Raw genomic sequence first — 26041 nt, 5'->3', positions numbered from 1 at the left:
TTGGCGACCAATCAGACGTTGTTGTTGAGGTAGCCGAGCATCGAGTCGGTGGTGGAGATGGCCTTGGCGTTCATTTCGTAGGCGCGCTGGGTTTCGATCATCGACACCAGCTCTTCGACCACGTTGACGTTGCTGCCTTCCAATGCGCCCTGCACGACCGTGCCCAGACCGTTGAGGCCGGGCGTGCCGTTCTGTGCGGGACCCGAAGCGGTGGTTTCCAGGTACAGGTTCTCGCCCTTGGCCTGCAGGCCTGCCGGGTTGATGAAATCGGTGAGCGTCAACGAGCCGATTTCCACCGAGGCGGCTTCACCAGCCATCTTCACGCTGATGGTGCCGTCGGTGCCGATGGTCAACGATTGCGCGCCCTCTGGAATCTGGATGCCGGGCTGCACCGGGTAGCCGCTGTTGGTTACCAGTTCACCCTGGGCGTTGATCTGGAAGCTGCCGTCGCGGGTATAGGCCGAGGTGCCATCGGGCATCATCACTTCGAAGAAGCCACGGCCATTGGCCATCACGTCCAACGCGCGACCGGTCTGCTGCTGACTACCTTGTTCGAAGTGTTTCGAGGTGGCGACAACGCGTACGCCGGTACCCAGCTGCAGACCGGTAGGAAGCTGCGTCTGTGCCGAGGAGGAGCCGCCGGGCTGACGGACCTGTTGGTACAACAGGTCCTCGAAGCTGGCGCGATCACGTTTGAATCCGGTGGTATTGGTGTTGGCCAGGTTGTTGGAGACAACCGACATGCGTGTCTGTTGCGCATCCAAACCGGTCTTGGCGACCCACAATGCCTGATTCATGGTGCGATTCCTTGGTGACTGTTACCGGCCGATTGGCCCTTGCCTGTGTCAATGCATGGGCTGTGCCAAAAAGCGACGACGGAATGTCGGCGCGGTGCGGTTGGTGGTGAGTTGCGGTTGCTGCCGGCGATGTAGCCGCGACTGCAATCGCGAAAATGGGTGTGCGCCGGGACCCGCTCAGCGGGCACCGACAGGAGCAGGCAGGGGTTGGATCCTGCGTCGGGGAGGGGCGGGAAGCTCACCGCCGTTCGTCGATGCAGGTGAGGGCGCGTACCTTGCGTACGCGCGGGTGCCTGCTATCAGCCGTTCAGCCGCAACAGGCTGTTGGCACTGCGGGCGTTCTCATCGCCGTGCTTGATGACCTTCACCTGCATCTCGAACTGCCGCTGCAATTGGATCATCTGCACCAGTGCACCGGCGGCATCCACATTGCTCGATTCCAACATGCCGCTATCCAGTGCCTTGCCCTGGCGCTGCACGAAGGGTTGCTGGGGGTCGGTATTGCGCATCAAGCCATCGAGGCGTCGTTCCAGGCGTTCGTTGGGTGCATCGACGACGCGCAACCTGCCAATCATCGCCATCGTCTGCGGGCCTTCGCCCAACGGAATGATGGACAAGGTGCCGTCGTGGCCGATCTCCATGGCCTGATGGGGTGGCACGGCAATCGGATTGCCGTTGTCATCGAGAACCGCGTTGCCTTCGGCCGTCACCAACTGTCCGTTCGGGGTCAATGACAGGGCACCGCTGCGGGTATAGGCCTCAGTGCCGTCGCTGGATTGCACCGCCAGCCAGCTGCCTGGCTGCAAGGACAGATCCAGTGAATTGCCAGTGATCTGTTGCGCGCCAACGCGACGGTTGAAACCGGCATCCACGTGCACGGCATCCACCCGCGACGGAAACCCGGGCCCCTGGATGCGGAATGCCTCGGTATTGGCCAGTGCTTCCTTGAAGCCCGGTGTATCCGAGTTGGCCAGGTTGTGCGACACGGTGGCCTGTGCCTGCAGCGAGGCGCGGGCACCGGTCATGGCAACGTAGAGGGCTTTGTCCATAAGGCGGGGATTCGGCAGTTGGGATCGGGGAGAGGAACGCGGGAGCGAAAGCAGCGGCGGTGCGGGAACAGGTGACGTGCAGCGCCTCTGCCGCTCGCATCAAACAGCAGGACAATTGAAGTGCGACAACGGAATCGGGTCAGGGGTCGACCAGATGCTGGTCCATGTCCTATCCCGATTCCCCAGTACCGCTGTCAGCGGATATTGATGATGGTCTGGGTGATCTGGTCCTGGGTGGACACCATCTGCGCATTGGCCTGGAAGTTGCGCTGGGCGACGATCATGTTGACCAGCTGTTCGGTGAGATCCACCGTCGAGGCCTCCAGCGATCCGGCCTGGATCTGGCCCAGGTCGGAGGTGTCAGGTGCGCCGGTACGCGGGTTGCCCGAGGCGAAGGTCTCCACCCACAGGTTGTTGCCCTGGTTCTGCAGGCCCTGCGGATTGTTGAAGGTGGTCAGCGCGACCTGGCCCAGGGCCTTGTCGTCACCGTTGGAATAACGTGCATACACCACGCCTTCCTCGGAGATGCTGATCTCATTGAGCTTGCCTGCCGCGTAACCGTCCTGGCGCGTGTCGCGCATGGCGAACTTTTCGCCGTACTGGGTGGCGCCGGAAACGTTCAGGGTCAGGTTGACCACGCCTGCGCCGGTCGCAGGCGTAAACGGCGCCAGGGTGATGTCGCCATTGGCAGGGTTGGTCAGGGCACCGGCATTGGAGAACTGCAGCAGCGACGGTGCACCGGCGGGCTGGCCGTCGATATAGTTGTGCACCTGCCACTCATTGGCATTACCCGTCTTCACGAAGTACGAGGTCTGGGTATGGCTGACACCCAGCGAGTCGTAGACGGTGATGCCGCCGGTGGAGTGGTTGTAGGTATTGGAGTCGGCCGGATCAAATGTGGCCACGGTCGGCTGCGGGGCATTGCCGGGCAGGGTAAAGGCCATGTTGACCAGGGTGCTCTGCTTGGGCGGGCTATCGGTGGTGAGCAGCTGCAGGTCGGTCAGCTGGCCATCGAAGCGCGTGCCGTCGGCACTGGGAGCAAACACCTGCAGGCGCGCACCTTGCGGGTTCACCACATAGCCATTGTTGTCGGTCTGGAAATTGCCGGCGCGCGAATACACACGTGCGCCGTTCATGTTCATGGTGAAGAAACCTTCGCCGGCCACGGCCAGGTCCAGGCTGCGCCCGGTCTGGTTGATATTGCCCTGGGAGAACTGCTGCGCCACGTTGCTCAGTCGCACGCCGGAACCGATGGCGTTGCGCGACAGCCCATAACTGGTGGCATTGAACAGATCGGCAAACTCGGCGCGTGACTCCTTGAAGCCGGTGGTGTTGACGTTGGCGATATTGTTGGCGGTGACATTCAGGTCCGCGTTGGCCGCGTTGATGCCCGACAGGGAAACGTTGAAACCCATGGCGATACTCCTGGGAAATCGAAGAGGGGGCTCAGCTGACGCGGAGCACGTAGTCGAGCGGGGCAGTGCCCAGCCCCTTGAGGTTCAGGTACAGGCCGTCGGAACCCACCGTCACGCTTTCCACTGCTGCCTGCACATAGGTGTTGAGCTTGCTCTGCGCGCCTGCGCTGTCGGTATGGCTTGCGGTGATCGTGTAGCTGCCGGCCGGCATGCGCTTGCCATCGGCGTTGGTGCCATCCCACTGGAAGGCGACCTCGCCGGCGGCGTTGGCGGGCACGGTCAATTGATTGACCTTCAGGCCATTGGCATCGGTGATATCGACGGTTACCGAACCGGCCGACGGCGCGGCTACCGTGCCACTGGCGCCGCCCTCGGCCTCGAGTGCGACCTTGGTTGAAGGCACCATCACCTCATGGCCTACCAACGCTGCGCCGCGCAGCACCTGGTCACTGGCCATCGATTGCTGGAAGCCCTTCACCGAGGTGTTCAGGTCGGTGATGCCCTGCACGGTGGACAGCTGCGCCATCTGCGCAACCATCTGGCTGTTGTCCATCGGCTTGGTGGGGTCCTGGTGCTGCAGCTGGGTCGTCATCAGCTTCAGGAAATCCGCCTGGTCGAGCGTGCTTTTGTTCTTGGTGGTGGCTGTTTTGTTTGGTGCGGTAAGCCCGAGCGAGCTGTAAAGATCGGAGTTGACGCTGGTGCTCATGTCGGCAGGTTCCTGGGGGAGGGGGGCTCAGCGGCCCATCGTCAGTGTGGCCAAGGCAAGTTCCTTGGCGGTGCTGAGCATTTCCACGCCGGCCTGGTAGTTGCGCGAGGTGGAGATGAGGTTGACCATCTGCGCGACCGGATCGACGTCGGGCGAGTACACGTAGCCCTCGCCATCGGCCAGTGGATGATTGGGTTCGTAGCGCTTGATCGGCGCCGCGTCGCTCTGTGCGATTTCCTTGACCTGCACGCCGGTCAGGTTGGGATCGTTGCGGCTGGTGACAGCCTGGAAAACAGGCTCCAGCGGCTTGTACACCGCCTGTGGCGAGCCGGCGATCGAGTCGGCATTGGACAGGTTGGAGGCGATGGTGCTCATGCGCACCGACTGCGCCTGCAAGGCGGAGCCGGCAATATCAAAGATGGGCAGGTTGCTCATGGCGCGCTTCCTTATTGGCCAGTGATGGCGGTAAGCATGGTCTTCACCTTGGACTCGACGAAGCTCAGCGAGGCGCGATATTCCAGTGCGGCGCGGCCGTAGGCGGCACGCTCGGTATCCGGATCAACGGTGTTGCCGTCCAGGCTGGGCTGCACGCCTTCGCGCAGGATCTGGAACGGGTTGAGTCCACCGGTGCCGCCAATGGCGTAGTGCTGCTCGGCGGTGGTGTTCAACAAGCCGTTGCCGCTGCTTGCGCCCTGGGCATTGCGCAGGGCAGCGTCGAAATCGAGATCGCGGGCCTTGTAGCCGGGCGTGTCGGCATTGCTCAGGTTGCTGGCGATCAGCTTCATGCGCTGTTCGCGCAAAGGCATCGCCTGGGCGTGGATGCCGAGATAGTTGGAAATCAGGTTGGCCATGTGGAACCTCCCACGGAACGTTGCCGGGGAAGCTGCAAAACCTGTGCCAAAGGACATGCGATGCCGCGCCATGCCTGGCGGGGGCGTTACCGGCAAAGCCGCAGGAGCGGCGCAAGCCGCGAAGTCATTGCTGCGGCAGCGCGCAAAGAGCTACCCCTCCCCAGCCCTCCTTTTGGCTATGCCAGAGAGAGGGGGGCGGTAGTGCCGAGCCATGCTCGGCAGGGGCTCTACCGGTAAAGCCCCTGCCGAGCATGGATCGGCACTACCGTGGAGCCGGCTCAGTTATACGCGTATTGGGTCTGAGCCACATGGCGCAGGCGCTGCAGGACGAAATCCGCCAATTCATGCGGGCTGTACTTGGCCACGAAGGCATTGGCGCCCACGCGTTCCACCATGGCGTTGTTGAACACGCCCGACAAGGACGTATGCAGCAGCACATACAGGCCCGCCAACCCTGCATGGCGGCGGATTTCCGTCGTCAAGGTGTAGCCATCCATCGCCGGCATCTCGATGTCGGAAATGACCATGGCATAGCGCTCAGCCGGGTTCTCACCCGAGGCATGGATCTGCAGCAGGTGTTCCAATGCCTGCTTGCCGTCGGAGAGCAGGGTGGCGCTGACGCCCAACTGGTCCAGTACGCTGCGGATCTGCTGCCGCGCCACCCGCGAGTCATCGACCACCAGGACCTGCATCGCCGGGGCATCGGCAGGCAGCGCCATCGACGGATCCAGCACCGCCTCGCTGCGTACCTGGGCAATATCGGCCAGTACGCTTTCCACGTCGATGACCTGGATCAGCTCACCCTGGAAGCGCGTAACGGCGGTCAAATACGTCGATTCGGCGCCCAACTCCGGCGGTGGGTGGATATCTTCCACCGCAATGTTAACGATGCGCTCAACCCCGCTGACCAGAAATCCCTGCACCGAACGGTTGAACTCGGTTACCACCAGATAGCCTGGCGAGGTGTCTGCCTCAGGCTCGCGTTCGGGGTGGCCAATGGCCAGGCCAAGGTCCAGCACCGGCACCGAGCGGCCACGGACGTCGGCGACACCGGCAAACTGGGTTGGCAAGCCTGGCACCTGGAACAATGCCGGGCGCCGCAGCACCTCCTGCACCTTGAAGACATTCACGCCAAAAAGCTGACGGCCGCCGAGGCGGAACAGCAGCAGTGCGAGGCGGTTGTGGCCGGCCAGCCGGGTGCGCTGGTCAATTCGGTTGAGCAGGTCTTGTGACATGTGTGCTGTATCGGCGGCAAGGTATGACAACTTGAGCGCCGGTCTTGACGGGAGTTGGCACGGCACTTGCACCGAAGCCTGTCGAATCAATCCTGGACCGGGCGGCCGCTGCCGATGCGCTTACTCCTTTATATCTGCCTGTTGTTGCCGTCACTGGCCGGAGCCACCACTTTCCAGTCGGTGGAGTCCATCCGTGCAGCTGCCCTGGCTACCTTGGGGGAAGGGGAGAGTGGCGAGGCCAATCTCGACGCGAACCTGCGCCTGCCCGCCTGCACGCAGGCGCTGCAGGCCAGGGTCACCGCCAACACCACGGTGGAAGTGGCCTGTCCGCAAGCCGGTGGCTGGCGCCTGTTCGTACCGGTGAAGGTGCGGCGTGAACAGCAGGTGCTGGTGCTGGCCCGTGGCGTGGCCGCTGGAGAAACGCTGGCGGCTGCCGATATAAGTACGGTCAAACGCGATACGGCGCGCTTGGCCGGTGCGGTACTGTTGAAGCCGGAGGCAGCAGTGGGCAGGGTGGCCCGACGCGCATTGAGCGCGGGCAGCCTGCTGTCGGCGACTGATCTGGTGGCACCGCGCACGGTGCGTCGTGGCGACAATGTCGCCCTGGTGTCCCGTCGCGGCGGGGTCGAGGTGCGGATGGCCGGCAAGGCGCTGGGGGACGCCGGTGAAGGCGAGCGGGTCTCCGTCGAGAACCTGTCTTCACGCCGGGTAATGCAAGGTGTCGCCACCCCCGGCGGCGATGTGCTGGTAAGCCGATAAATTGCTAAAGAACTGCCCGAAGCGGCCGTTATCGTTTTTGAACCGAATCAGGACTCCATCACATGAGCCAGAAAATCGACGGTGGTATTGCAGCCGCAGCGCAACTGCGCAGTGTGGCCGTCAACACCAAAGTGGCCGCAGCAGGCGATGCCAAGCCCAAGCCGGTTGAGGCAGCCGACAGCGTGCGCCTGACCGGAGAGGCCACCCAGCTGCAGGCGGTACAGCGCGAGCTGAGCGCCGCTCCGGCCATTGACCAGGCACGCGTACAAGCCGTGCGCGAGGCGCTGGAGAACGGCAGTTACAAGATCAACCCCGACGCCATCGCGACGCGCATGCTGGGCCTGGACCGGCAGTTGCAGGGATGAACCTCACCATGGGCGACCCGTTGCAGCGTTTGAGCGAAGCGCTGGACCGCGAACAGCGCGCCTTGGCCGAGCACGATGTGGCGGCCCTGGTTGCCGCCACCGGCAGGAAGCTGGACGCCCTGCGCGAACTGGAGCGGCAGCCGCCGCTGCATGAGGCCGAAAAGCTCAAGGAGCTGGCCGAACGCAACCACGCCAACGGGGTATTGCTGGCGCGACGCCGGCGCGAGGTCAACTGGGCCCTGCGACAGCTGGGCCGCAGCGAGAGCGCGCCCGCTTACGACGCCAAGGGGCAGGCGCAGACCGTACACGCACGGCGGCCACTCGCCGTCGCCTGACCCAGCAGGTATCGCGCCTTGGGGGCGCGATGGGATACCCACATCCGGCTATAGTGGCGGTCTGTCCTCGTTTGCACCGACCGCCGTGACCCAGACCGATAGCAGCCTCCTCACGCCACCGCCCTCGGCGTCCACCTTGCGAGCCCTGGGCGAACGCGTCCAGCACGGGATGCTGGTGTTCAGCGGCAAGTTTGAAGTCAGCATCGCCAACGGCCTGGTACGTGAATTGTTTGGCGTGGATGGAGCAGGCAGTGCCGACCTTGGCCGCCAGCTCGAGGCCTTGTTGCCGCCGTTCGCGCTGTCGCAGGCCCGCGATTCGGGTAGCTGGATCGGCAGCCTGCCGATCGGCGAGCGCGTCATCACCCTGCATCTGCATCATCACAGCGATGCCGCTGGCGAAGCCTTCCTGGCGTTGTTCCAGCATATCGACGGCCCGGAAGACTACGAGCGTGAATTGCAGCAGCGCCACGCCGAGCTGCGCCAGGCCTATCTGCGGCTGAATGGCACCCAGGAAAAACTGCTGCAGTCGGAAAAGATGGCCTCCATCGGCCAGCTCGCTGCGGGCGTCGCGCACGAGATCAACAACCCGATCGGCTACGTCCACTCCAACCTGGGCAGCCTGCAGGAGTACCTGCGCAGCCTGTTCACCGTGATCGAGGCTTACGAGCGTGCCTTGCGCGCGCCCGACCCGAAGGCATTGATCCCTGAGATCGACGACATCCGTGATCGTCTGGATATCGATTTCATCAGCCGCGACCTGCCGCAGCTGATGGCCGAATCACGCGAGGGTATCGAGCGGGTCACCCGCATCGTGCGCGACCTCAAGGACTTCTCGTACTCCGGCCGCGATGAATCGTGGAAGCTGGTCGATCTGCACGCCGGCCTCGAATCGACCATCAACATCATCTGGAACGAGCTCAAGTACAAGGTCACGCTGGAACGCCGTTATGGCGAACTGCCGATGATCGAATGCCTGCCCTCCGAGCTCAACCAGGTCTATATGAACCTGCTGCTCAACGCCGGCCATGCCATCGCCGAACGCGGCAACATCGTGGTCAGCACCGGCGTCAGTGGCGACGAGGTCTGGGTCGAGTTCAAGGACAACGGTGCAGGCATCTCGCCGGAACTGCGCCAGCGCATCTTCGATCCGTTCTTTACCACCAAGCCGGTGGGCAGCGGCACCGGGCTGGGCCTGTCGATCTCCTACGGCATCATCAACAAGCATCACGGTCGCATCGACCTGGACAGCACCGTAGGCGAGGGTTCCTGCTTCCGCATCGTGCTGCCGATCCGCCAGCCGAAATAGGCGGATGGGCGCCGCCGAAGTGTTGGATTGCAGGATTGTGGGAGCGACGTAAGCCGCGAAGCTGATGCCGTGTCAGTCCTCGCCTATCTGCGAACGCAGAAGTGCATCGTGCAGTTGCAACCAGTGCATAGGGGTTTGGCCATCAGCGGCCTCGCGGCTTACGCCGCTCCCACAAAAGCTGCAACGACCTGGCTCAACCCTACGAAGCGCCCACACCCTGTTTCTCATCATGGGTGCGGAAGGCCTGACGGATGTGTTCACGCAGGTCGTCGTCGTTCCAGGGTTTGGTCAGGAAGCGATAGATCGCGCCACGGTTGATCGCGTCGGTGACCGTGTTCAGGTCGGTATAGCCGGACAGCACCAAGCGGATCGTATCCGGGTACAACATCTTCACCCGGCCCAGGAATTCAGTGCCGCTCATGTCGCTCATGCGCTGGTCGGACAGGATCACCTGCACGTCATTGATCGCCAGCAGATCGAAGGCATCACGCACATTGCCGGCGGCCAGGATCCGATAGCCGTCGCGACGGAACAGGCGCACCAGCGAGCGCAGCACGTTCTCCTCGTCGTCGAGCAGCAACAAGGTGCGATCCGGACGGGTTTCGGCAAACGCCTCCGGGCGCAGGTAGCGCCGGCGCAAGGTCATGCCGGCAGCATCGGCCGACATCGGCTCGCCGAACAGATACCCCTGGAAGACATCGCAGTCATTGCGCCGCAGGAAGCCCAGCTGTGCCTGCGATTCCACGCCATTGGCGATCACCGTCATGCCCAGCTGATGGCCCATGGCGATGATGGCGCGGCTGATGGCCGCCTCGCGGTTGGCGGCCGGCGCGCTCTTGATGAAGCTGCGGTCGATCTTGAGCTTGTCCACCGGGTAGCGAACCAATGCGCTGAGGCTGGAGTCACCGGTGCCGAAGTTGTCCAGGCACAGGCTGATGCCTTCGTTACGCAGGTTGGCCAACGTCTCATGGACGAAGTTGACGTTGTTGGTCAGGGCGCTTTCGTTGATTTCCAGCGTCAACATCCGCGCAGGGACGCCAATCGACTGCAGCATGGCCATCACTTCGGTGAAGAAGTTCGGGCGCAACAGCTGCAGGGTCGATACATTGACCGCGACGTTGAAGTCCTCGAATCCCTGGTCGCGCCACACCTTGGCCTGGCGCAAGGTCATTTCCAGCACCCAGGCGCCAATCTGCACGATGATGCCCAGGCGCTCGGCGGTGCGCATGAAGCGTTCCGGCACCAGCATGCCCAGGGTGGGCGATTGCCAGCGCAACAGCGCCTCCATGCCCATCACGTGGCCATCGCGGGCGCTGACCAGCGGCTGGTAGCGCAGGCGCAGCTCGCCGTTGTCGATGGCATCCACCAACTGGCGCGAGATGATGCTTTCGCTGTGGGCGCTGCTGGGCTTGTGCAGCACATGCACATGCACCGAGTTTCCCCCTTCGCGGCCGGCCTGGTGCAGTGCGTCCTCGGCAAGATCCAGCACACCGGTGGCCGTGTTGGCGTGTTCCGGGCAAAGGCTGACGCCGATCTTGGCAGTCAGGAACAGGGTGTAGGGCAGTACCGAGAGCGGAAGCTCGATCTGCTGGCGGATCTGTTCTGCCAGGTCTTCGGGCGAAGGCGTCTGGGTGCTGCGGGGCACCGCGATCAGGAACTCGTCGCTGCCGTGCCGCCATAGCCTGCCGCGATCGCCGAGGAAGCCCCGCAGGCGTTCGGCAATCAGTACCAATGCCTGGTCACCGACCTCGGCGCTCATGTTCTCGTTGACCGAGGCAAAGTGGTCGATATCCAGATGCAACAGCATCAGCGAGGTGCCGGTGCGATTGGCGGCATCCACCAGGGTGGCCAGTTCCGGGTTGCCGGCACCCAGGCGGGCTGGGCGCGCGTCGCCGCGATCACCAAGCGAAGAGGGAGTGGCATTCCACATCGGGCGGGGTCCTTGCGGGGTCACTGTGCGGCCATTGCGTAGGGTAGACGCAGGTCAATACGGGTGCCTGCTCCCGGCGCGGTCTCGATGTGCAGGCTGCCGCCGGCACTCTGTGCACGTTCGCGCATCACGATCATGCCCAGTCCACGCGGGCCGGCGGGATCAAAGCCCTCGCCATCGTCCACCACCTGCAGGTGAAGGTCGCCGTTGCTGCCGTCGCGCAGCGACAGTGACACCTGGCTGGCACTGGCGTGGCGCAGCGCGTTGGTCAGGCTTTCCTGGGCAATCCGGAAGCAGGCCTGTTCCACTTCGTTGCTGGGCCGGCGGGGGAGGGCGTCCACATCCAGCAACAGCTCGACCTCGGTGGAGCGGAACAGCAGGCCGGCCTGCCAGCGCAAGGCAGCCTCCAGGCCCAGCGCGTCCAGTTGTGGGGGGCGCAGCAGCATCGAGAGGTTGCGCAGCTTGATCACCGTACTGTCCGCCAGTTCGATGATCTGGTCGATATCGTCCTGCCGCCGTGGCTTGCTGTCTTCGTCGCGTGCGGCACAGGCCGCCAGTTTCATCGCGGTGATGGCCTGGCCGATATCATCGTGCAGATCACGCGAGATCGAGCGCCGCTCATCTTCCTGCAAGGAGAACAGGCGGCCTGCCATGGCCTGCAACTCGCTGTTGCTTGCGGCCAGCGCAGCCCGGCCATGCTCCAGCTCGCTCAGGTCGCGGATGACGAAAAGTTGACATGTCTTGCCGGCGTGCCGCAGCTGCTGGGTGATCACCATGGCATGGAAGGGCTCGCCCCCCGATCGACGCAGCTGGACCGGCAACTCGCCATTGTGCGTAGGCGGTGCGTGCGTGCGCAGACTGATCAGCAGTTGTGCCGCCGTGTCGCTGCGGCCATCAGCGATGCCCAGGATGCTGCTTGCTGCGGCATTGGCATATAGAACGGTGTTGTCTTCGGCAATCATCACCCCATCCGGGAGTAGTTCCGCCAGTTGCTGTAAACCGTCAGGCAGCCGCTGCCGGGCCTCTGTCAATGATCGCGTCGCGCGAAGGTGCCAGCACAGCAGAGCAAGCGTCCCGCAAAGCGCGATAGCGATGGCCATCACACTTTTTCCCTGCCAACTGGAAAAATCACCCGCAATTACAAGCAAGGCCAGCAGGGCTATCGCCAGCAAACCCGCCAGTGCCTGCAACCAGAACGTGCCAGCGCGTCGCCGCAGGGATGCGACGGACACGGAGGGAACGGAAGTTGCCGGATCGGCTCGCATGCTGGGAGAAGGTTTCGGACAAGCGTCGCCCAAGTTTAACGGCTTGTGCACATGGCGGGCGACGAAGTGCTCAATTCTGCCGAGTTGGTGCCGTTATCGAATGGGTACCCGGTTTGTCGGGCTTGGAGATAGAACGCGTGGATCGCGGCGTCATAGCTAGCCTGCTTCGTCATCCGTTGAATGCGGCCGTCGTGCTGTTGGACACGGACGGGCAACCCTTGGCCGCCAATGGCATGGCCAGGGAGCTGGGCCTGCCCGAACGTCTGTCACGTTACTGCCCGCAGTTGGCTGGCATCCGCCAGCGACTGGCCGAACAGGACGCGGTCGCCTGCCCGCTGCCCGGGGACGGCCATCGACTCGAGGGCTGGCTCAGCGCGGTGCAATCGCCTTCGGCGGCTCCCCTGGGCTATCTGTATTCGGTGGCCAGTGACACCGAGGCGCGCAATGCACGTTGGGCGATGGCGATGGAATCGGCAGGTCACAGTTTATGGGACTGGGACATCGTCAGCGATGCCGTCATCCGTACCAGTGCCACCCCGGGTGGCAACGTAGATCCGCCCGACATCGGACTATTGGACGAAGTTCATCCGGAAGATCAGCTGCAGCTGCGCCAGGCGATTGCCGCACATCTGCACGATCCACAGACCCCGTTTGCGTGTCAGTTCCGCCTGCGCCAGACCGATGGCAGTTGGCATTGGGTACTGGATCGGGGGCAGGTGATTGCACGCGCGGCCGACGGCCAACCGTTGCGGATGGTCGGCACCTATACCGACATCCAGCAGCAGAAATCGCTGGAGGACGAACTGCGCTCGCAGCAGGCCCTGCTGCGACGGGCACAACGCGTCGCCGGCATGGGCAGTTGGGTGTGGGAGCCGCAGCGCAATCGCGTGCAGTGGTCCGAGGAATTCGCCGCCGCCATCGGCTGGAGCAACACCACGTTGCCGAGCGGGCGGCAATGGTTGCGCAACCTGTCCAGCGATGCCCGCACGCATCTGTTCTGCAGTTGGCGGCGCCTGCTGGATGAGGCCAAGGGCGGCAGCTTTGACATCACCTGGGGCCGTGACCCGGTCACCCAGCAACAGCTGCGCATCTGGGTGGAGCTGGATTACGACGCTACCGGCGCCCTGCACAGGGTGCTGGGTCAGGTGCAGAACATCAGCAATCAGCGTCGTACAGACGCGCTGATCCGCTGGCGCACCGAGTTGTTGAACCGGGTGTCGGCGCTGGGCCGCATCGGCGGCTGCGAGATCGAGGTCAGCACCCGTGCCATGCAATGGACCGAGGAGTGTTACCGCATCCATGGCCTGCGCAAGGAGCCGGTAACCCTGGACCAGGCGCTGGATCTGTACATTCCAGATTCGCGTGACAGCTTTGAAGCCGCGTTGTCGCGCATCGCCGAGGGTGGGCTTCCGGAACAGCTGGACCTGTGCTTTTACCGCCCCTCCGGGCAACGGGTGTGGGTGCAGGTCCTGATCGAATTGGATCAGCGCGACGGCCTGCCGGAACGCTACGTGGTGTTGTTCCGCGACATCACCCGCGAACGCGAGGCCGATGAACGCCTGGAACTGCTTGCACACTACGACCTGCTGACGGGCCTGCCCAATCGCATGTTGCTGCGTGAGCAAGGTTCCGAGGCGATCATCGAGGCGCGTGAGCGCGGTGCCGTCCTGGCAATGCTGTTCATCGACCTGGATGGTTTCAAGAGCATCAACGACACCTTCGGTCACGCTACCGGCGATATGTTGCTGAAGGCCGCTGCGGCACGCCTGCACCAGAATCTGCGCACAGCGGACCTGTTCGCCCGCTTCAATGGCGACGAGTTCATCGTGATCCTGCGCAACCTGGTGGAACCGGACGATGCAGGGCATGTGGCCCGCAAGCTGATTGCCTCGCTGGCCGAGCCGCTATACCGCGAGGACGTCACCTTGAAGGTCGGTGCCAGCGTGGGTATCGCCCTGCTCGATGAGGGTCGCAACGACTTCGACAGCCTGCTGCGTGCTGCCGATGCCGCCATGCATGCCGCCAAGGAGGCGGGGCGCAACACCTACCAGTACTACAGCCAGGACGCACTGGCCCGTACCCAGCGTCGGGTTGAAATTGAACATGCCCTGCATGGTGCGGTCGAGCGCGACGAGTTCAGCCTGGTCTATCAGCCACTGGTGCATGCCAATGGCGATGCCACGCCTTCGATCGAGGCCTTGTTGCGCTGGAACAGTGGCAAGATCGGTTCCTGCAGCCCGGCCGAGTTCATTCCAATTGCCGAGAAATGTGGCGAAATCATCCATATCGGCGACTGGGTGCTGCAGGAAGTCTGCCGGCAGGCTGCGGTATGGCAGCAGGCAGGGCTGAAGTTCGAGCGTATCGCGGTCAATGTCTCGGCATTGCAGCTGCGGGACCGTGGTTTCGCCGAACGTGTGGTCAGTATCTGCCAGCAATCAGGCTGGCCAGCGCAGCGCCTCGAACTGGAGCTGACCGAGTCGGCGCTGATCCGCGACACCGATGCGCTGAGGCAGTGCTTCGATGTTTTCGAGCAACATGGCATCCCGCTCGCGGTGGATGACTTCGGCACGGGCTTCTCCAACCTTCATTACCTCAATCGGTTTCCGGTGCAGCGGCTGAAGATCGACCGCAGCTTCGTGCAAGGCATGCTGCACGACGCAGGCACTGCCGAGGTTACCCAGGCCATCGTGCATCTGGGCCATGCCTTGGGCATGCGTGTGGTTGCTGAAGGTGTCGAGACCCCGGCAGAGGCGGCCATGCTGATCCAGCAGGGCTGTGATGAGCTGCAAGGCTATCTGTTCTCGCGGCCGTTGCGGCCGCGTGAAATGGTGCAATGGCTGCGCAGCGGCCCCACCGAACTGCTTGAACTGCCGAACATCACCGCGATGACGACGATCAGCGCAACCCACTGACCGACGGCAAGAACGAATACAAGCCCGGCTGCCTGATCCGCAGCCGGGCTTTTTTCGTCCTGGGGGCGCGGCGCAAGCCGCGACGCTGGTGTTCTCACAGACCTTGTTCTGGTGATGTCCGTGCGTCGCTGTTTTCGCTGCTCCTGCAAAACAGCTGCGCTGTGCGAGGACATGTGACCCAATAGCGGCTGCACAACATCAACTCTCGGCTGCTTCTGCCCTCACCGAGCCAGGTTGCTCATTGGATGTGGGAGCGGCGTAAGCCGCGAAACTGGTGTTGCTGGGAGGCCTTGATCTGATGATGTGCGTGCTTCGCGGCTTACGCCGCTCCCACAAGAAAGGCATTGTGCTTGCACGCATGTTGACCGGCTGGGGGGGGTGTTTCAGGGGACAGACAGGTCCCAATCGATGCTGGATGTCAGCCAGTCGGCTGTTTCTGCACCCGCAGGATTTCCCTCGCCATCGCGGCGTGCACGCAAGGCCACTATTTCCTGCTGCGCGCTGTCCTCGAGCTGAGCGAGTTGCGCGCGGCGGTTCAGCGCCGGGCCGCTGACCGGGGCGACTGGCGGCATGGTGGCGGCCAGCTGCGATGCTGGCTCCGGATTCGTGTCGGCAGGGGGGCGCTGGTTGAGCATCTATCAATGTGGACGAGGCAACAGCAAAGCCCCGGTCGAAGACCGGGGCTTGCATGCAAAACGGGAGCAGGCTGGAATCAGAACAATTCCACCGTGCCTGCGCCCATGCTCTGCTGGGAAACCGGCTTGTGCGGCGGACGCTCCCATTCCACGCGCATCTCGCGCAGACGGCTGCCGGTACGCTGCAGCGCACTGACCATCTCGCCGTCGAACACGCCGCCATTGCGGTGCAGCAGCTCCTGCAGGGCGACCGCTTCACGGTTGATCGCGCCCAGGCGGTCCAGGTGGGTATGCACGCCGCCCAGCGCCTGGGTGGCGATGTCTTCGAACTGCAGGGCGCGCACGGCTTCGGCGACACTGCCGTCGATGGCGCGGCCGCACTCGGAGATCTCACGCATGCCATCGCCCAGCGAGGCATTGATGGCGGCCACGCTGTCCAGCATCGAGGCGGCTTCCAGGCGCGCCTCACGGGAGCGGTCCATGTCGCGCGACGCCATATGGGTGACGGTTTCACGCACCTTGGCGATCGCGTCCTTGGAACTGTGGGCCAGCTTGCGGATCTGCTCGTTGAAGGTGGTGGAACGTTCGGAGAGGTTGCGCACCTCGTCGGCCACCACCGCAAAGCCACGACCGGCCTCACCGGCACGCGCCGCTTCGATGGCCGCATTCAGGGCCAGCAGGTTGGTCTGGTCGGCAATCGACTTGACGTCTTCGAGCAGGGCAAAAATGCCGTCCAGGTGCTGTGCCATCTGGTCGATGTGCTGCACGGTATTGCTGCTCTGGCCGCTGACCTGCTCAAGTGCTTCCACCAGCTGTTCCATCTGGTGGCTGGCGTTCTGGGCGAAGCGGGCAACATCGACACCGCCGCCACCTTCATCGCCGGCACGGTCAACGATGCGGGCCAGCGCCTGGCTCTGCTGGCGCGACTTGCGGCTCATCGCATCAAAGCTGCCGCCCAGGCCGCCGACCGCCTGCCGGATCAGCTCGCGGGCGCGCTCGATCTCGCTGCGCGAGCCGTCGATCTCGTTGCTGACGAAGTTGCGCAGCTCGTTGAGCAACTGGTCCTGCTCTTTCAGCACCTTGGCATGCTCGGGCGAGCGCTGGGCTTGCGAATGCACGCTCCACCAGGCAAACACCAGCCAGCTCAACACCATGGTGGTCAGGATCGCCCACAGGGCCGCCGAGGGCCAGGACAGGGCAGCAGCAACCACGACCAGAAGGGTGAGGACCAGTGGGGCTGCCAAACGGATTGCAATACGTGAATACATGGACGTTCTCGGGAGAGTCACGAATGCAGTATCGGCAGTGGGCAGGGGGTCTTTAGCCCTGCTGGCGCGAATCCCCGGAGGTTTTGCGACGTAGCCCGCAACCACGGCGGCTGCGGGCGTCGCCATTCAGCGCAGGCGGCGCTCGATGGCTTCGAGCATGGCCTTGCGTGAGAACAGGAAATCCCAGTACGCGCCACCCAGCTGCCGCCACAGCACCGCCGAACGCACCGCTGCCAGCAGCAGCGCACGGATCTCCGACACCACCATCGCCTGGCCCAGGTAGTGCGGGTTGCCCTGCACCATGATCTTGGGCTTGAGCTGGCTGATGGTCTCCGCATACAGCGCGCCCATCGCATTGAGCACGTCCGGGTGGCAGCTGTCGCCGCGCTCACGGGCGATGCCGGCAGCACGCTCGATGCCGGCCTCCACCTTGTCGATCGTCGCGCCTTCGCGCACGAAACGGCGTTCCAGCTGCATCACCGACAGGGCAAGCCGCGGCAGCAGGTCGTCCTTGCCCTGGTTGCGGAAGTAGTCACGCAGCAGGCGCAGGCCGGGCTCGACCTGGGTTGCACTGCCATAGACCGCGGCAGGCGAGCTGGCATCAATACGCATTACGCTGTCCATCGCGGTGCGCACCACGGCGCTCTCCGAATGGCCGGTTTCTGCGATGCGGCGTACCTGCTGCAAGGCCTGGGCGATGCCAGCCAGGGCAAGTACACGGTCATCGATGGAAAAGGTCATGGTCATCTCTCAAGGGGAAACAGGGGCGCCCAGGCGGCGCTCCAAAGGTGCATCGGTCGCAGCGATCACTGCACCACCCAGGCACTCCATGCCGTCGTAAAGCACCAGCGATTGGCCGGGGGTGACGGCGCGTTGCGGGCGCGCGAAATGCACATCCAACGTGCCGTCATCGCGCACCTTTACGGTGCAGGCTTCGTCCGGTTGGCGGTAGCGGGTCTGCGCGGTGCAGGCGAATTCCCGGGCGGGCGGGGTACCGGCGATCCAGTGCATGGTCTCGCTGCGCAGCCAGTTGGACTGCAACCAGGGGCTGTCATGCCCCTGGTCAACGTACAGGATGTTGCGTGCCACGTCCTTGCCAACCACGAACCACGGCGCGGCCGGGCGCCCACGTACGCCGCCGATGTTCAGGCCCTCGCGCTGGCCCAGGGTGAAATAGAACACGCCGGGATGGCGGGCGATGACCTGCCCATCGGGGTCGTGGATTTCGCCCTCGCGGGCGGGCAGGTACTGGCCCAGGAACTCACGGAAGTCACGCTCACCAATGAAGCAGATGCCAGTGGAATCCTTCTTGGCATGCGTGGGCAGTCCCGCCTCGCGGGCAATATGCCGCAGCTCGCTCTTTTCCATGTGCCCGATCGGGAACAATGTCGCTGCCAGCTGGGTCTGGCCCAGCTGGTGCAGGAAGTAGCTCTGGTCCTTGCCGCGGTCGGCGCCGCGCAGCAGCCGCCAGCGGCCGCCGGAGTGGTCGACCTGGGCATAGTGGCCGGTAGCGATACGCTCGGCGCCCAGCTCACGGGCCGCGTCCAGGAAGTGCTTGAACTTCACTTCGCGGTTGCACAGCACGTCCGGGTTGGGTGTGCGGCCGGCAGCATATTCGGCGAGGAAGTGCTCGAACACCCCTTGCCAGTATTCGCTGGAGAAATCGCGGAAATGGAACGGAATGTCCAGCCTGCCGCAGACCGCGACCGCATCACGGCGATCATCCTCGGCACGGCAATGGCCGCTGCCATCGTCGGCCCAGTTCTGCATGAACAGACCGGCCACATCCAGGCCTTGCTGGACCAGGGTGAGCGCGGCCACCGACGAATCCACGCCGCCGGAAACGCCGACCACGATCTTTGGAGTAGTCACGGTGCCACCTGTCGCACGATCGAAAGCGGGTAGCGCTGGCCAGCCAGCCAATCGGAAATCGTATGCCAGACCAGCGGGCTGCGCAGCCTTGCCATCTCGGCCTGCAGGGCCACCGGGCTCATCCACAGTGCCTGCACGATGCCGGTGTCCAGCGCCTGCAGCGGGTGGTGCTGCTGTGGCTCGGCGGCAAAGGCAAAGCGCAGGAACGGCGTGCCGTCAGCCGCCGTCCATTGGTAACTGCCAATGAAACCGGTCAGGCGCACGTCCCAGCCGGTCTCCTCGCGGGTTTCGCGTACAGCCGCCTCGAGCAGGCTCTCACCCGGCTCGAGGTGGCCAGCCGGCTGGTTCAATACCCGCCGGCCGTTCTTTTCTTCCTCTACCAGCAGCAGTTGCCCTGCGCGGGAGACCACGGTGGCCACGGTTACATGTGGCGCCCATCGCTGGGACTGCAATGCATTCACGCTCAGTACTCGTCCTTGGACGTCATTTCCAGTTCGATCGCATCGGCGCTCTTGGCGGCAGCGTCGATGGCGTCGGACAACACCTCGGAGCTGGCATCGGCATCGATCTTGACCACGAACATGGCAACCTCACCCTGCTTTACCCAGCCGCCCAGCTTGGAGTCGTTGGAATCCTCCAGCAGACGGTTGGCAACCAGCGCCGGGAACTGCGGGCCGGAGGACTTGTAACCCGGCGACCAGATTTCACGGACATGATGGCTGCCATAGGTCTCGACATTGGAACGCACGAATACAAGCTGGGTGCGGTCGTCGTCCATTTCGAAGACCAGCTGGTAGTCACCATCGGCGTCCACCTCGTACTTGTACTTCAAGGTGTCGAGCAGGCGGCCGACCGCACGGTCGGGTTCACCGGCGAACGCGCTCCCGGCGGTGGCGCCAGCCAGGGCCAGCAAGGCGATGCTGAGTACGGATTTCTTCATGTTTTCCCCAAGGAATGGATGGTTAGCCTGTAAATTGTGCGGGGGCAGGGGGCCCGCCGTCCAATGGTCAAAAGACGGCCACCTGGAACGGCTATAATCGACACATGTCCCAAAAGACCCAACATGACAGCGAACACGGCCTGCTGGTTGCCCCCGGCAAACCCGAGGTTGCGCCCCCGCCGCAGTACCAGGTGATGCTGCTGAACGACGATTACACCCCGATGGATTTCGTGGTGACCGTCCTGCAGAGTTTCTTTTCCATGGACATGGACAAGGCAACCCAGGTGATGCTGCATGTACATACGCGCGGCCGCGGCATCTGCGGGGTGTATACCCGTGAGGTTGCCGAAACCAAGGTGGCCCAGGTCAACGAGTTCTCGCGGATGAACCAGCACCCGTTGCTGTGCACGATGGAGCGGGCCTGAGCCAGCGCCAGGGCGTCTGCGCGCGCCCTGCTGACCATGCGACATGGTTATCAGCGCCAGCGCCGCACGAACGGTGCAGGCAGTGTAAAACCCCGGTAGTGGAAAGCTGCACGGTCTGCGAAAAGCGGAACGGTGCGTTGCGCCCTGATAGCTACGGCAGCAGCGTCGGCACTGTTCTTACGTTGAAACTGAATGCAGGATTCATGGCCAGGGGCGATTTGCCGGGCTTGCTGACACGGCGTCTACATCTTCGTCGCTAGGGTGCTGGAAAAATCGTTGCCAGGCCGCATATTGTCTCCAACCGCAACCGGAGTGCCTTATGTTCAGTAAAGACCTCGAGCAGACCATTGGTCAGTGCTACAAGCGCGCCCGAGAAGCCCGTCATGAGTACATGACGGTTGAACATCTATTGTTGGCGTTGTTGGAGAATGCCTCGGCACAAGCGGTACTGAAGGCGTGTGGCGCGGATCTGGAGCGACTGGGGCGCGAGCTTGAAAAGGCAATCAATGCCTCGGTCTCGCTGCTGGCCGAAGACGATGGGCGTGACACCCAGCCGACCCTTGGCTTCCAGCGCGTGCTGCAGCGGGCGGTGTACCACGTGCAGTCCTCCGGCAAGAAGGAGGTTACCGGTGCCAACGTACTGGTGGCGATCTTCGGCGAAAAGGAGTCGCATGCGGTCTATTACCTCAACCAGCAGGATGTCACCCGCCTGGATGTGGTCAATTACCTGTCGCATGGCGTGGGCAAGGGTGGCGACGATCCGGAGATGTCCTCCCCACTTGAAGGTGAGGGTCGCGTCGAGGGCGGCGACGGCGAGGGCAAGGGCGATTCGCTGACCGAGTTCGCCAGCAACCTCAACGAGCAGGCCAAGGCCGGCAAGATTGATCCGCTGGTGGGGCGTCGCGATGAGATCGAGCGCACCATCCAGGTACTGTGCCGTCGTCGCAAGAACAATCCGCTGTATGTCGGTGAAGCCGGCGTGGGCAAGACCGCCATCGCTGAAGGCCTGGCCAAGCGCATCGTCGATGGCGAGGTGCCGGACGTGCTCGCCGATGCGGTGATCTATTCACTGGATCTTGGCGCACTGGTGGCCGGCACCAAATACCGCGGCGATTTCGAGAAGCGCCTCAAGGGCGTGATCACCGCACTGAAGAAGATCCCCAACTCGGTGCTGTTCATTGACGAGATCCACACCATCATCGGTGCTGGCTCGGCATCGGGCGGCACCATGGATGCGTCCAACCTGATCAAGCCCGCACTGGCTTCCGGTGAGCTGCGCTGCATCGGTTCGACCACGTTCCAGGAGTACCGCGGCATCTTCGAGAAGGACCGTGCCCTGGCGCGGCGCTTCCAGAAGATCGACATCGTCGAGCCCACCGTTGGCGAGACCTACGAGATCCTCAAGGGCTTGCGGCCCAAGTACGAGACCCACCACGGCGTGACCTATGCCGATGATGCGCTGCAGGCGGCGGTGGACCTGTCGGTCAAGCACATTGCCGACCGTCTGCTGCCGGACAAGGCCATCGACGTGATCGACGAGGCCGGCGCACGCCAGCGCCTGCTTCCGGAAGGGCAGCGCAAGGAGCGCATCGACGTCGAGGAGATCGAAGCCATCATCGCCAAGATGGCGCGCATCCCGGCCAAGCAGGTCACCGCTACCGACAAGGACGTGCTGCAGCACCTGGAGCGCAACCTGAAGATGGTGATCTTCGGCCAGGACCAGGGCATTGAATCGCTGGCATCCGCGATCAAGCTGTCGCGTTCCGGGCTGGCCAGTCCGGACAAGCCCATCGGCAACTTCCTGTTCGCCGGCCCCACCGGCGTGGGCAAGACCGAAGTAACCCGTCAGCTGGCATTGCAGCTGGGTATCGAGCTGGTGCGCTTTGACATGTCCGAGTACATGGAGCCGCATTCGGTCAGTCGCCTGATCGGTGCGCCTCCGGGCTATGTTGGCTTCGACCAGGGCGGCCTGTTGACCGAGAAGATCGTCAAGACCCCGCACTGCGTGCTGCTGCTGGACGAGGTGGAGAAGGCGCATCCGGACATCTTCAACATCCTGTTGCAGGTCATGGATCGCGGCGTGCTCACCGACACCAATGGCCGTGAAGCCAATTTCAAGAACGTGATCCTGGTGATGACCACCAATGCCGGTGCCACCCAGGCCGCGCGGCGCTCGATCGGCTTCACCAAGCAGAACCACGCCACCGACGCGATGGAGGTGATCCGCAAGAGCTTCACCCCGGAGTTCCGCAACCGCCTGGATGCCGTGGTGCAGTTCCAGCCGCTGGGCTTCGATCACATCCTGCGGGTGGTGGACAAGTTCCTGATCGAGCTGGAGATGCTGCTGCAGGACAAGCACGTTTCGTTGTCGGCCACCCCTGCCGCGCGCGAATGGCTGGCTCACCACGGCTTCGATGCGGACATGGGTGCACGCCCGATGCACCGCGTGATCCAGGACAAGGTGAAGCGCCCGCTGGCCGACGAACTGCTGTTCGGCAAGCTGTTGAATGGCGGCAAGGTGAGCATCGACGTCCGCGACGGCGAACTGATCGTGGAGACCGAAGCCGAGCCGGAGCATCTGTTGCCGGCAACGGTGTAAGCCTGCGCTTGCAGGAGTGGCGTAAGCCGCGAAGCCAGGATGGTTTCGGCACACGCAAACCCCCGCATCCAGCGATGCGGGGGTTTATTTTGTAGTGCCGAGCCATGCTCGGCAGAGGCTTTCCCGGTAACGCCTCTGCCGAGCATGGCTCGGCACTACGGGGGCATTTCCGGTAACGCTTCTGCCGAGCATGGCTCGGCACTACATGGAATCCTGGCCACGCGAAAAAGCCAGCGCGAAGGCTGGCTTTCGGCTAACGCTCGACTTACCGCATTACTTCATGCGGTAGGTGATACGGCCCTTGGTAAGGTCGTACGGCGTCATCTCAACCTTGACACGGTCGCCGGTCAGGATGCGGATGTAGTTCTTGCGCATGCGACCGGAAATGTGGGCAATGATTTCATGCCCATTTTCCAGGCGAACACGGAAAGTGGTGTTCGGCAACGTCTCGCTGACGGTGCCTTCGAACTCGATGGAGTCGTCTTTCGACATGTAGTCCTGTGCGGTTCTGCGGACGGCCATTGGGCCTAAGGGCGGGCATTTTACGCTTTCGCGGGCCGGGATGCAAAGTTTGCGTTAAACCTCGGTATTCAGGCCAATGCCGCTGCAGCCAACTCGCCAAACCGGCGCGTCCAGCCCCCCGCGTCCCCGGGTCGTTGCACCAGCTCGCGGACGCTTTCGAGGAACGCCGAACGGGGTAGATGCTCGGCGCCCATCCGCAGCAGGTGCGGGTTCTCCACCTGTGCATCCATCAACGGCCAGCCCCATTGGGCCAACGTCCCGGCCAAGGCCGCCAGTGCCACCTTGGAACCGCCGCTACGGCCACTGAACATGCTTTCGCCGAAGAACATCTGGCCGATGGCGACGCCATAGATGCCACCTACCAACGCCTCCTCGTCAAATACTTCCACCGAATGCGCGTAGCCGAGGTGATGCAGGGTGACATAGGCCTGGTGCATGGCGGGGGTGATCCAGGTGCCATCCTGGCCGGGACGCGGGGCTGAGGCGCAGGCCTGCATCACCTCCGAGAACGCGGTATCGGCGCGGAGGGTCCACTTGCTGTTGCGCAGCCCGCGGCGGAAGCGCGAGGACAGGTGGACCTTGTCGGTACGGAACACCATGCGCGGGTCCGGCGACCACCACAGCAGCGGCTGGCCCTCGGAGAACCACGGAAAAATGCCGCCGGCATAGGCATTGAGCAGGCGCACCGGGCTGAGATCGCCGCCGACGGCAAGCAGGCCATCGGGCTCCTGCAAGGCCAGCTCGGCGGGCGGGAATGGTGCATCGCTGGCGCTGTCCAGCAGGAACGGGCCCTTGTTGCTCATTGCGATGGATCGTCCAGCTTGAAGGGTGAATGGCGCAGCAGGTCTGCGCCATAGGTCGCGACATCCTCGCGCTCGCGGGCGCACCAGTCACGTGCGGCCTCGCGGAACTGCGGATGGGCCAGCCAATGGTGGCTGCGCACCTGTGTTGGAAGAAAGCCACGCGCCAGTTTGTGCTCGCCCTGGGCGCCGGGCTCGAAGCGCTGCAGGCCTTCGCGCAGGCAGTAGTCGATGCCTTGGTAATAACAGGTCTCGAAGTGCAGGCCGGGCAGGGCGGCGCCGCCCCAGTAGCGTCCGTACAGCGTATCCGCGCCACGCAGGCACAGCGCACCAGCAATCGGCTCGCCATCCTGGATCGCCAGGAACAACACCAGCTGGCGCGGCATCTGCTCAGCCATATGGCACAGAAAAGCCAGGGTCAGCGCCGGCGCGTTGCCGTACTCGGCAAAGGTCTGGAGGTAGAAACCGTGCATGGCGCGCAATTCGTCCGCGCTGGCCTCATCGCCGTGGCGCACGACGAAGCGGATGCGGGCGCGGGCGACCTTGGCGCGCTCCTGGCGGATGTTCTTGCGCCGCTTGTGATCCATCGCGCCGATGAAGTCATCAAAGCTCTTCCAGCCCGGCTGGCGCTGCCACTGGAACTGCACGTCATCGCGCTGCAGCCACTGCGCGTCGAACAATGGGTTCTCATCGGCCAGATGGAAGTTGATATGCGCAGACGACAAGTCATTGTCCTGCACATGGCCAACGATGGCCTCGATCAATGCCTGCCGATCAGCCTCGCTGCGGGCCAACAGGCGCGGCCCGGTGACCGGTGAATAGGGCACGCCGCACAGCCATTTCGGGAAATACGCCAGGCCATGGCGTGCATACGCGTTGGCCCAGGCATGATCGAACACGAACTCGCCATGCGAGTTCTGCTTCAGGTAGCCGGGGGCGGCAGCAACAAGTTCGTCGTCGCGCCACAGGCTCAGGTGCTGGGCCTGCCAGCCCCATTCCGGGCGCAGGCAGCCATGCTGCTCCAGCCCACTGAGGAAGGCGTGGCCGACGAAGGGGTTGCTGCCGTCATGCAGGGCATCCCACTGCGCGGCGCGCAACGCTGCAAGGCTGTGCAGGACACGAGGTTGCAAACGCAGGTTCATGGTTCCAGCGTCAATACGTCGATGACGGGTGGGTTGAACAGGCGCAATGGCAGGCCGATCTCTCCGGTACCGCTGGTGGTGAAAACCCGTATCGGACCGCAGGCGCCCTGCATGACCTGCTCACCGCGATCGAAGCCATAAGCGCTCGGAATGACCTTGCGGTACAGCCAGGGGATGCGGATCTGTCCGCCATGCGTATGCCCAGCGAGAACAACGGCCACATTGCCGGCGCAGACCTGCATGGCGCTGTCGGGGTTGTGGGCAAGAATGATCGTGGGTCCGAGCAATGCCCCGCCCCCGAGCAGGAAGCGCGCGTCATCCCGGCCGGCCCAGCGGTCGCCGAGGCCCGCCCAGTTCACGCCGTTGGTATCCCGGAGCAGGCGTCCTTCGATGACGTTCATGCCATACGCGGCGAGTGCGGCACGCAGGGGTTTGTCGATGTCCGGGCCGGGCTGTTGCTGGTCGTGGTTGCCGAGCACCACAAACGCAGGCGCGCGCAGGTCCGCCAGCGGCGCGAACAGCTCCTGCAGCGATAGGCCTTGCGGCTCGTAGGTCAGGTCGCCGACGATCGCCACCGCGTGGACATCCTGATCGTTGATGCGCGCCACCAATCGCTCCAGGAAGCGCCGATCCTTGTAGACGCCCAGGTGGATGTCACTGACCAGGGCGATGCGGGCAGCGGTACCGGTACGTTCCAGCGTGGTGTGCCTGATCACGATCATCTGCGGCTCGATGAAGCGTGCCCAGACGAACACGCTGCAGCCAAGCAGCAGCACCGCAAGCACCGGCCGGTGGCGCGGATTGCGCCAACGCCACAGCAGCCAGGCGATGACAGGAAAGACCAGCCAGCTGCCATGGAACAGCAGCTGCTTGATCATCAGCTTGTCCATGGCAGGCGGGCGGAGCGGGGCGC

25 protein-coding genes and 1 pseudogene are annotated in these 26041 nt (G+C 63.6%); 7 read left to right on the top strand and 19 right to left on the bottom strand.

The window, feature by feature from the left end; genetic code table 11:
• Positions 1-11: 11 nt before the first annotated feature.
• The 7 genes from flgG to RT131_RS08775 form a co-directional block, all read right to left on the bottom strand.
• Positions 12-797, bottom strand: a complete 786-nt coding sequence (gene flgG, locus RT131_RS08805; RefSeq protein WP_303746374.1) for a flagellar basal-body rod protein FlgG — start codon at positions 795-797, stop codon at positions 12-14.
• Positions 798-1096: 299 nt separating this feature from the next.
• A complete protein-coding gene (locus RT131_RS08800; protein WP_313172085.1) occupies positions 1097-1846 on the bottom strand; it encodes a flagellar basal body rod protein FlgF in 750 nt (249 codons plus the stop codon).
• 194 nt (positions 1847-2040) lie between these two features.
• On the bottom strand, positions 2041-3261 hold the full coding sequence (gene flgE, locus RT131_RS08795) for a flagellar hook protein FlgE (RefSeq protein ID WP_313172083.1): 1221 nt from the start codon (positions 3259-3261) through the stop codon (positions 2041-2043).
• Between the two features lie 31 nt (positions 3262-3292).
• Positions 3293-3967, bottom strand: a complete 675-nt coding sequence (locus tag RT131_RS08790) for a flagellar hook capping FlgD N-terminal domain-containing protein (protein ID WP_313172082.1) — start codon at positions 3965-3967, stop codon at positions 3293-3295.
• Positions 3968-3994: 27 nt separating this feature from the next.
• Positions 3995-4402, bottom strand: a complete 408-nt coding sequence (gene flgC / locus RT131_RS08785; RefSeq protein WP_313172080.1) for a flagellar basal body rod protein FlgC — start codon at positions 4400-4402, stop codon at positions 3995-3997.
• Between the two features lie 11 nt (positions 4403-4413).
• The gene (gene flgB, locus RT131_RS08780) at positions 4414-4818 is read right to left on the bottom strand and encodes a flagellar basal body rod protein FlgB (RefSeq protein WP_313172079.1); all 405 of its coding nucleotides are present in this window, start codon (positions 4816-4818) and stop codon (positions 4414-4416) included.
• A 278-nt stretch (positions 4819-5096) separates the two neighbouring features.
• Positions 5097-6053 (bottom strand): chemotaxis protein, encoded by a 957-nt coding sequence (locus RT131_RS08775; protein WP_313172077.1) that lies wholly within the window; start codon positions 6051-6053, stop codon positions 5097-5099.
• A 114-nt stretch (positions 6054-6167) separates the two neighbouring features.
• Here RT131_RS08775 and flgA point away from each other — a divergent pair, with 114 nt between their 5' ends.
• The 4 genes from flgA to RT131_RS08755 all read left to right on the top strand — a co-directional run bounded on the left by flgA (position 6168) and on the right by RT131_RS08755 (position 8818).
• Entirely contained in the window at positions 6168-6812 is a 645-nt protein-coding gene (gene flgA / locus RT131_RS08770; RefSeq protein ID WP_313172075.1) for a flagellar basal body P-ring formation chaperone FlgA, read from the top strand.
• A gap of 62 nt (positions 6813-6874) precedes the next feature.
• Entirely contained in the window at positions 6875-7177 is a 303-nt protein-coding gene (flgM, locus tag RT131_RS08765) for a flagellar biosynthesis anti-sigma factor FlgM (protein WP_313172073.1), read from the top strand.
• Complete coding sequence (locus RT131_RS08760) at positions 7174-7512, top strand: flagellar protein FlgN (RefSeq protein ID WP_313172071.1); 339 nt, start codon at positions 7174-7176, stop codon at positions 7510-7512. The genes flgM and RT131_RS08760 overlap by 4 nt, the downstream gene beginning before the upstream one ends.
• A gap of 169 nt (positions 7513-7681) precedes the next feature.
• A complete protein-coding gene (locus RT131_RS08755; RefSeq protein ID WP_313172293.1) occupies positions 7682-8818 on the top strand; it encodes an ATP-binding protein in 1137 nt (378 codons plus the stop codon).
• 199 nt (positions 8819-9017) lie between these two features.
• On the opposite strand, the gene RT131_RS08750 is transcribed toward RT131_RS08755, so the two are convergent.
• On the bottom strand, positions 9018-10748 hold the full coding sequence (locus RT131_RS08750) for an EAL domain-containing protein (protein ID WP_313172069.1): 1731 nt from the start codon (positions 10746-10748) through the stop codon (positions 9018-9020).
• Between the two features lie 20 nt (positions 10749-10768).
• Positions 10769-11743, bottom strand: a pseudogene (locus RT131_RS08745) (ATP-binding protein); the annotation flags it as partial.
• A gap of 407 nt (positions 11744-12150) precedes the next feature.
• Here RT131_RS08745 and RT131_RS08740 point away from each other — a divergent pair.
• Complete coding sequence (locus RT131_RS08740) at positions 12151-14925, top strand: EAL domain-containing protein (protein WP_313172291.1); 2775 nt, start codon at positions 12151-12153, stop codon at positions 14923-14925.
• A 383-nt stretch (positions 14926-15308) separates the two neighbouring features.
• On the opposite strand, the gene RT131_RS08735 is transcribed toward RT131_RS08740, so the two are convergent.
• The 6 genes from RT131_RS08735 to RT131_RS08710 form a co-directional block, all read right to left on the bottom strand.
• Positions 15309-15497 carry a hypothetical protein gene (locus RT131_RS08735; protein ID WP_313172067.1) on the bottom strand — a complete coding sequence of 63 codons (189 nt, stop codon included), beginning with the start codon at positions 15495-15497 and terminating at the stop codon, positions 15309-15311.
• A 140-nt stretch (positions 15498-15637) separates the two neighbouring features.
• Entirely contained in the window at positions 15638-16828 is a 1191-nt protein-coding gene (locus RT131_RS08730; RefSeq protein WP_313172065.1) for a methyl-accepting chemotaxis protein, read from the bottom strand.
• 126 nt (positions 16829-16954) lie between these two features.
• Positions 16955-17569, bottom strand: coding sequence for a high frequency lysogenization protein HflD (gene hflD, locus RT131_RS08725; protein WP_313172063.1), 615 nt, complete (start codon positions 17567-17569; stop codon positions 16955-16957).
• A gap of 9 nt (positions 17570-17578) precedes the next feature.
• On the bottom strand, positions 17579-18700 hold the full coding sequence (mnmA, locus tag RT131_RS08720; RefSeq protein ID WP_313172061.1) for a tRNA 2-thiouridine(34) synthase MnmA: 1122 nt from the start codon (positions 18698-18700) through the stop codon (positions 17579-17581).
• On the bottom strand, positions 18697-19161 hold the full coding sequence (locus RT131_RS08715; protein WP_313172059.1) for an NUDIX hydrolase: 465 nt from the start codon (positions 19159-19161) through the stop codon (positions 18697-18699). The genes mnmA and RT131_RS08715 overlap by 4 nt, the downstream gene beginning before the upstream one ends.
• Before the next feature lie 2 nt (positions 19162-19163).
• Entirely contained in the window at positions 19164-19640 is a 477-nt protein-coding gene (locus tag RT131_RS08710; RefSeq protein ID WP_313172057.1) for a hypothetical protein, read from the bottom strand.
• 104 nt (positions 19641-19744) lie between these two features.
• Between RT131_RS08710 and clpS the strand changes: the two genes are divergently transcribed.
• Together clpS and clpA are read left to right on the top strand one after the other, a co-directional pair.
• Positions 19745-20065 carry an ATP-dependent Clp protease adapter ClpS gene (gene clpS / locus RT131_RS08705; RefSeq protein ID WP_313172055.1) on the top strand — a complete coding sequence of 107 codons (321 nt, stop codon included), beginning with the start codon at positions 19745-19747 and terminating at the stop codon, positions 20063-20065.
• 319 nt (positions 20066-20384) lie between these two features.
• Positions 20385-22664 carry an ATP-dependent Clp protease ATP-binding subunit ClpA gene (gene clpA, locus RT131_RS08700; protein WP_313172053.1) on the top strand — a complete coding sequence of 760 codons (2280 nt, stop codon included), beginning with the start codon at positions 20385-20387 and terminating at the stop codon, positions 22662-22664.
• Positions 22665-22937: 273 nt separating this feature from the next.
• On the opposite strand, the gene infA is transcribed toward clpA, so the two are convergent.
• The 4 genes from infA to RT131_RS08680 form a co-directional block, all read right to left on the bottom strand.
• On the bottom strand, positions 22938-23156 hold the full coding sequence (gene infA / locus RT131_RS08695; RefSeq protein WP_005409596.1) for a translation initiation factor IF-1: 219 nt from the start codon (positions 23154-23156) through the stop codon (positions 22938-22940).
• 98 nt (positions 23157-23254) lie between these two features.
• Positions 23255-23989, bottom strand: a complete 735-nt coding sequence (gene aat, locus RT131_RS08690; RefSeq protein ID WP_313172052.1) for a leucyl/phenylalanyl-tRNA--protein transferase — start codon at positions 23987-23989, stop codon at positions 23255-23257.
• Positions 23986-25128, bottom strand: coding sequence for a GNAT family N-acetyltransferase (locus RT131_RS08685; protein ID WP_313172051.1), 1143 nt, complete (start codon positions 25126-25128; stop codon positions 23986-23988). Before RT131_RS08685 ends, aat begins: the two co-directional genes overlap by 4 nt.
• Positions 25125-26006, bottom strand: a complete 882-nt coding sequence (locus RT131_RS08680; RefSeq protein WP_313172050.1) for a metallophosphoesterase — start codon at positions 26004-26006, stop codon at positions 25125-25127. The genes RT131_RS08685 and RT131_RS08680 overlap by 4 nt, the downstream gene beginning before the upstream one ends.
• Positions 26007-26041 lie beyond the last annotated feature (35 nt).

The sequence above is a fragment of the Stenotrophomonas sp. genome (genome assembly GCF_032066555.1).
In the GTDB taxonomy this organism is placed as follows: domain Bacteria; phylum Pseudomonadota; class Gammaproteobacteria; order Xanthomonadales; family Xanthomonadaceae; genus Stenotrophomonas.
The sequence above is the reverse complement of the archived record's forward strand: the minus strand, read 5'-3'. Positions and strand labels throughout refer to the sequence as shown.

Bases quoted from the DNA above. Each gene is read 5' to 3' on its own strand.
- clpA (WP_313172053.1), top strand. From the start codon at position 20,385: ATGTTCAGTAAAGACCTCGAGCAGACCATTGGTCAGTGCTACAAGCGC.
- infA (WP_005409596.1), bottom strand. From the start codon at position 23,156: ATGTCGAAAGACGACTCCATCGAGTTCGAAGGCACCGTCAGCGAGACG.
- RT131_RS08790 (WP_313172082.1), bottom strand. From the start codon at position 3,967: ATGAGCACCAGCGTCAACTCCGATCTTTACAGCTCGCTCGGGCTTACC.
- RT131_RS08750 (WP_313172069.1), bottom strand. From the start codon at position 10,748: ATGTGGAATGCCACTCCCTCTTCGCTTGGTGATCGCGGCGACGCGCGC.
- RT131_RS08735 (WP_313172067.1), bottom strand. From the start codon at position 15,497: ATGCCGCCAGTCGCCCCGGTCAGCGGCCCGGCGCTGAACCGCCGCGCG.
- RT131_RS08680 (WP_313172050.1), bottom strand. From the start codon at position 26,006: ATGATCAAGCAGCTGCTGTTCCATGGCAGCTGGCTGGTCTTTCCTGTC.
- flgM (WP_313172073.1), top strand. From the start codon at position 6,875: ATGAGCCAGAAAATCGACGGTGGTATTGCAGCCGCAGCGCAACTGCGC.
- flgG (WP_303746374.1), bottom strand. From the start codon at position 797: ATGAATCAGGCATTGTGGGTCGCCAAGACCGGTTTGGATGCGCAACAG.
- flgA (WP_313172075.1), top strand. From the start codon at position 6,168: ATGCGCTTACTCCTTTATATCTGCCTGTTGTTGCCGTCACTGGCCGGA.
- flgB (WP_313172079.1), bottom strand. From the start codon at position 4,818: ATGGCCAACCTGATTTCCAACTATCTCGGCATCCACGCCCAGGCGATG.
- hflD (WP_313172063.1), bottom strand. From the start codon at position 17,569: ATGACCTTTTCCATCGATGACCGTGTACTTGCCCTGGCTGGCATCGCC.
- RT131_RS08775 (WP_313172077.1), bottom strand. From the start codon at position 6,053: ATGTCACAAGACCTGCTCAACCGAATTGACCAGCGCACCCGGCTGGCC.
- RT131_RS08755 (WP_313172293.1), top strand. From the start codon at position 7,682: ATGCTGGTGTTCAGCGGCAAGTTTGAAGTCAGCATCGCCAACGGCCTG.
- RT131_RS08760 (WP_313172071.1), top strand. From the start codon at position 7,174: ATGAACCTCACCATGGGCGACCCGTTGCAGCGTTTGAGCGAAGCGCTG.
- RT131_RS08730 (WP_313172065.1), bottom strand. From the start codon at position 16,828: ATGTATTCACGTATTGCAATCCGTTTGGCAGCCCCACTGGTCCTCACC.
- RT131_RS08685 (WP_313172051.1), bottom strand. From the start codon at position 25,128: ATGAACCTGCGTTTGCAACCTCGTGTCCTGCACAGCCTTGCAGCGTTG.
- aat (WP_313172052.1), bottom strand. From the start codon at position 23,989: ATGAGCAACAAGGGCCCGTTCCTGCTGGACAGCGCCAGCGATGCACCA.
- RT131_RS08800 (WP_313172085.1), bottom strand. From the start codon at position 1,846: ATGGACAAAGCCCTCTACGTTGCCATGACCGGTGCCCGCGCCTCGCTG.
- clpS (WP_313172055.1), top strand. From the start codon at position 19,745: ATGTCCCAAAAGACCCAACATGACAGCGAACACGGCCTGCTGGTTGCC.
- flgC (WP_313172080.1), bottom strand. From the start codon at position 4,402: ATGAGCAACCTGCCCATCTTTGATATTGCCGGCTCCGCCTTGCAGGCG.
- RT131_RS08710 (WP_313172057.1), bottom strand. From the start codon at position 19,640: ATGAAGAAATCCGTACTCAGCATCGCCTTGCTGGCCCTGGCTGGCGCC.
- flgE (WP_313172083.1), bottom strand. From the start codon at position 3,261: ATGGGTTTCAACGTTTCCCTGTCGGGCATCAACGCGGCCAACGCGGAC.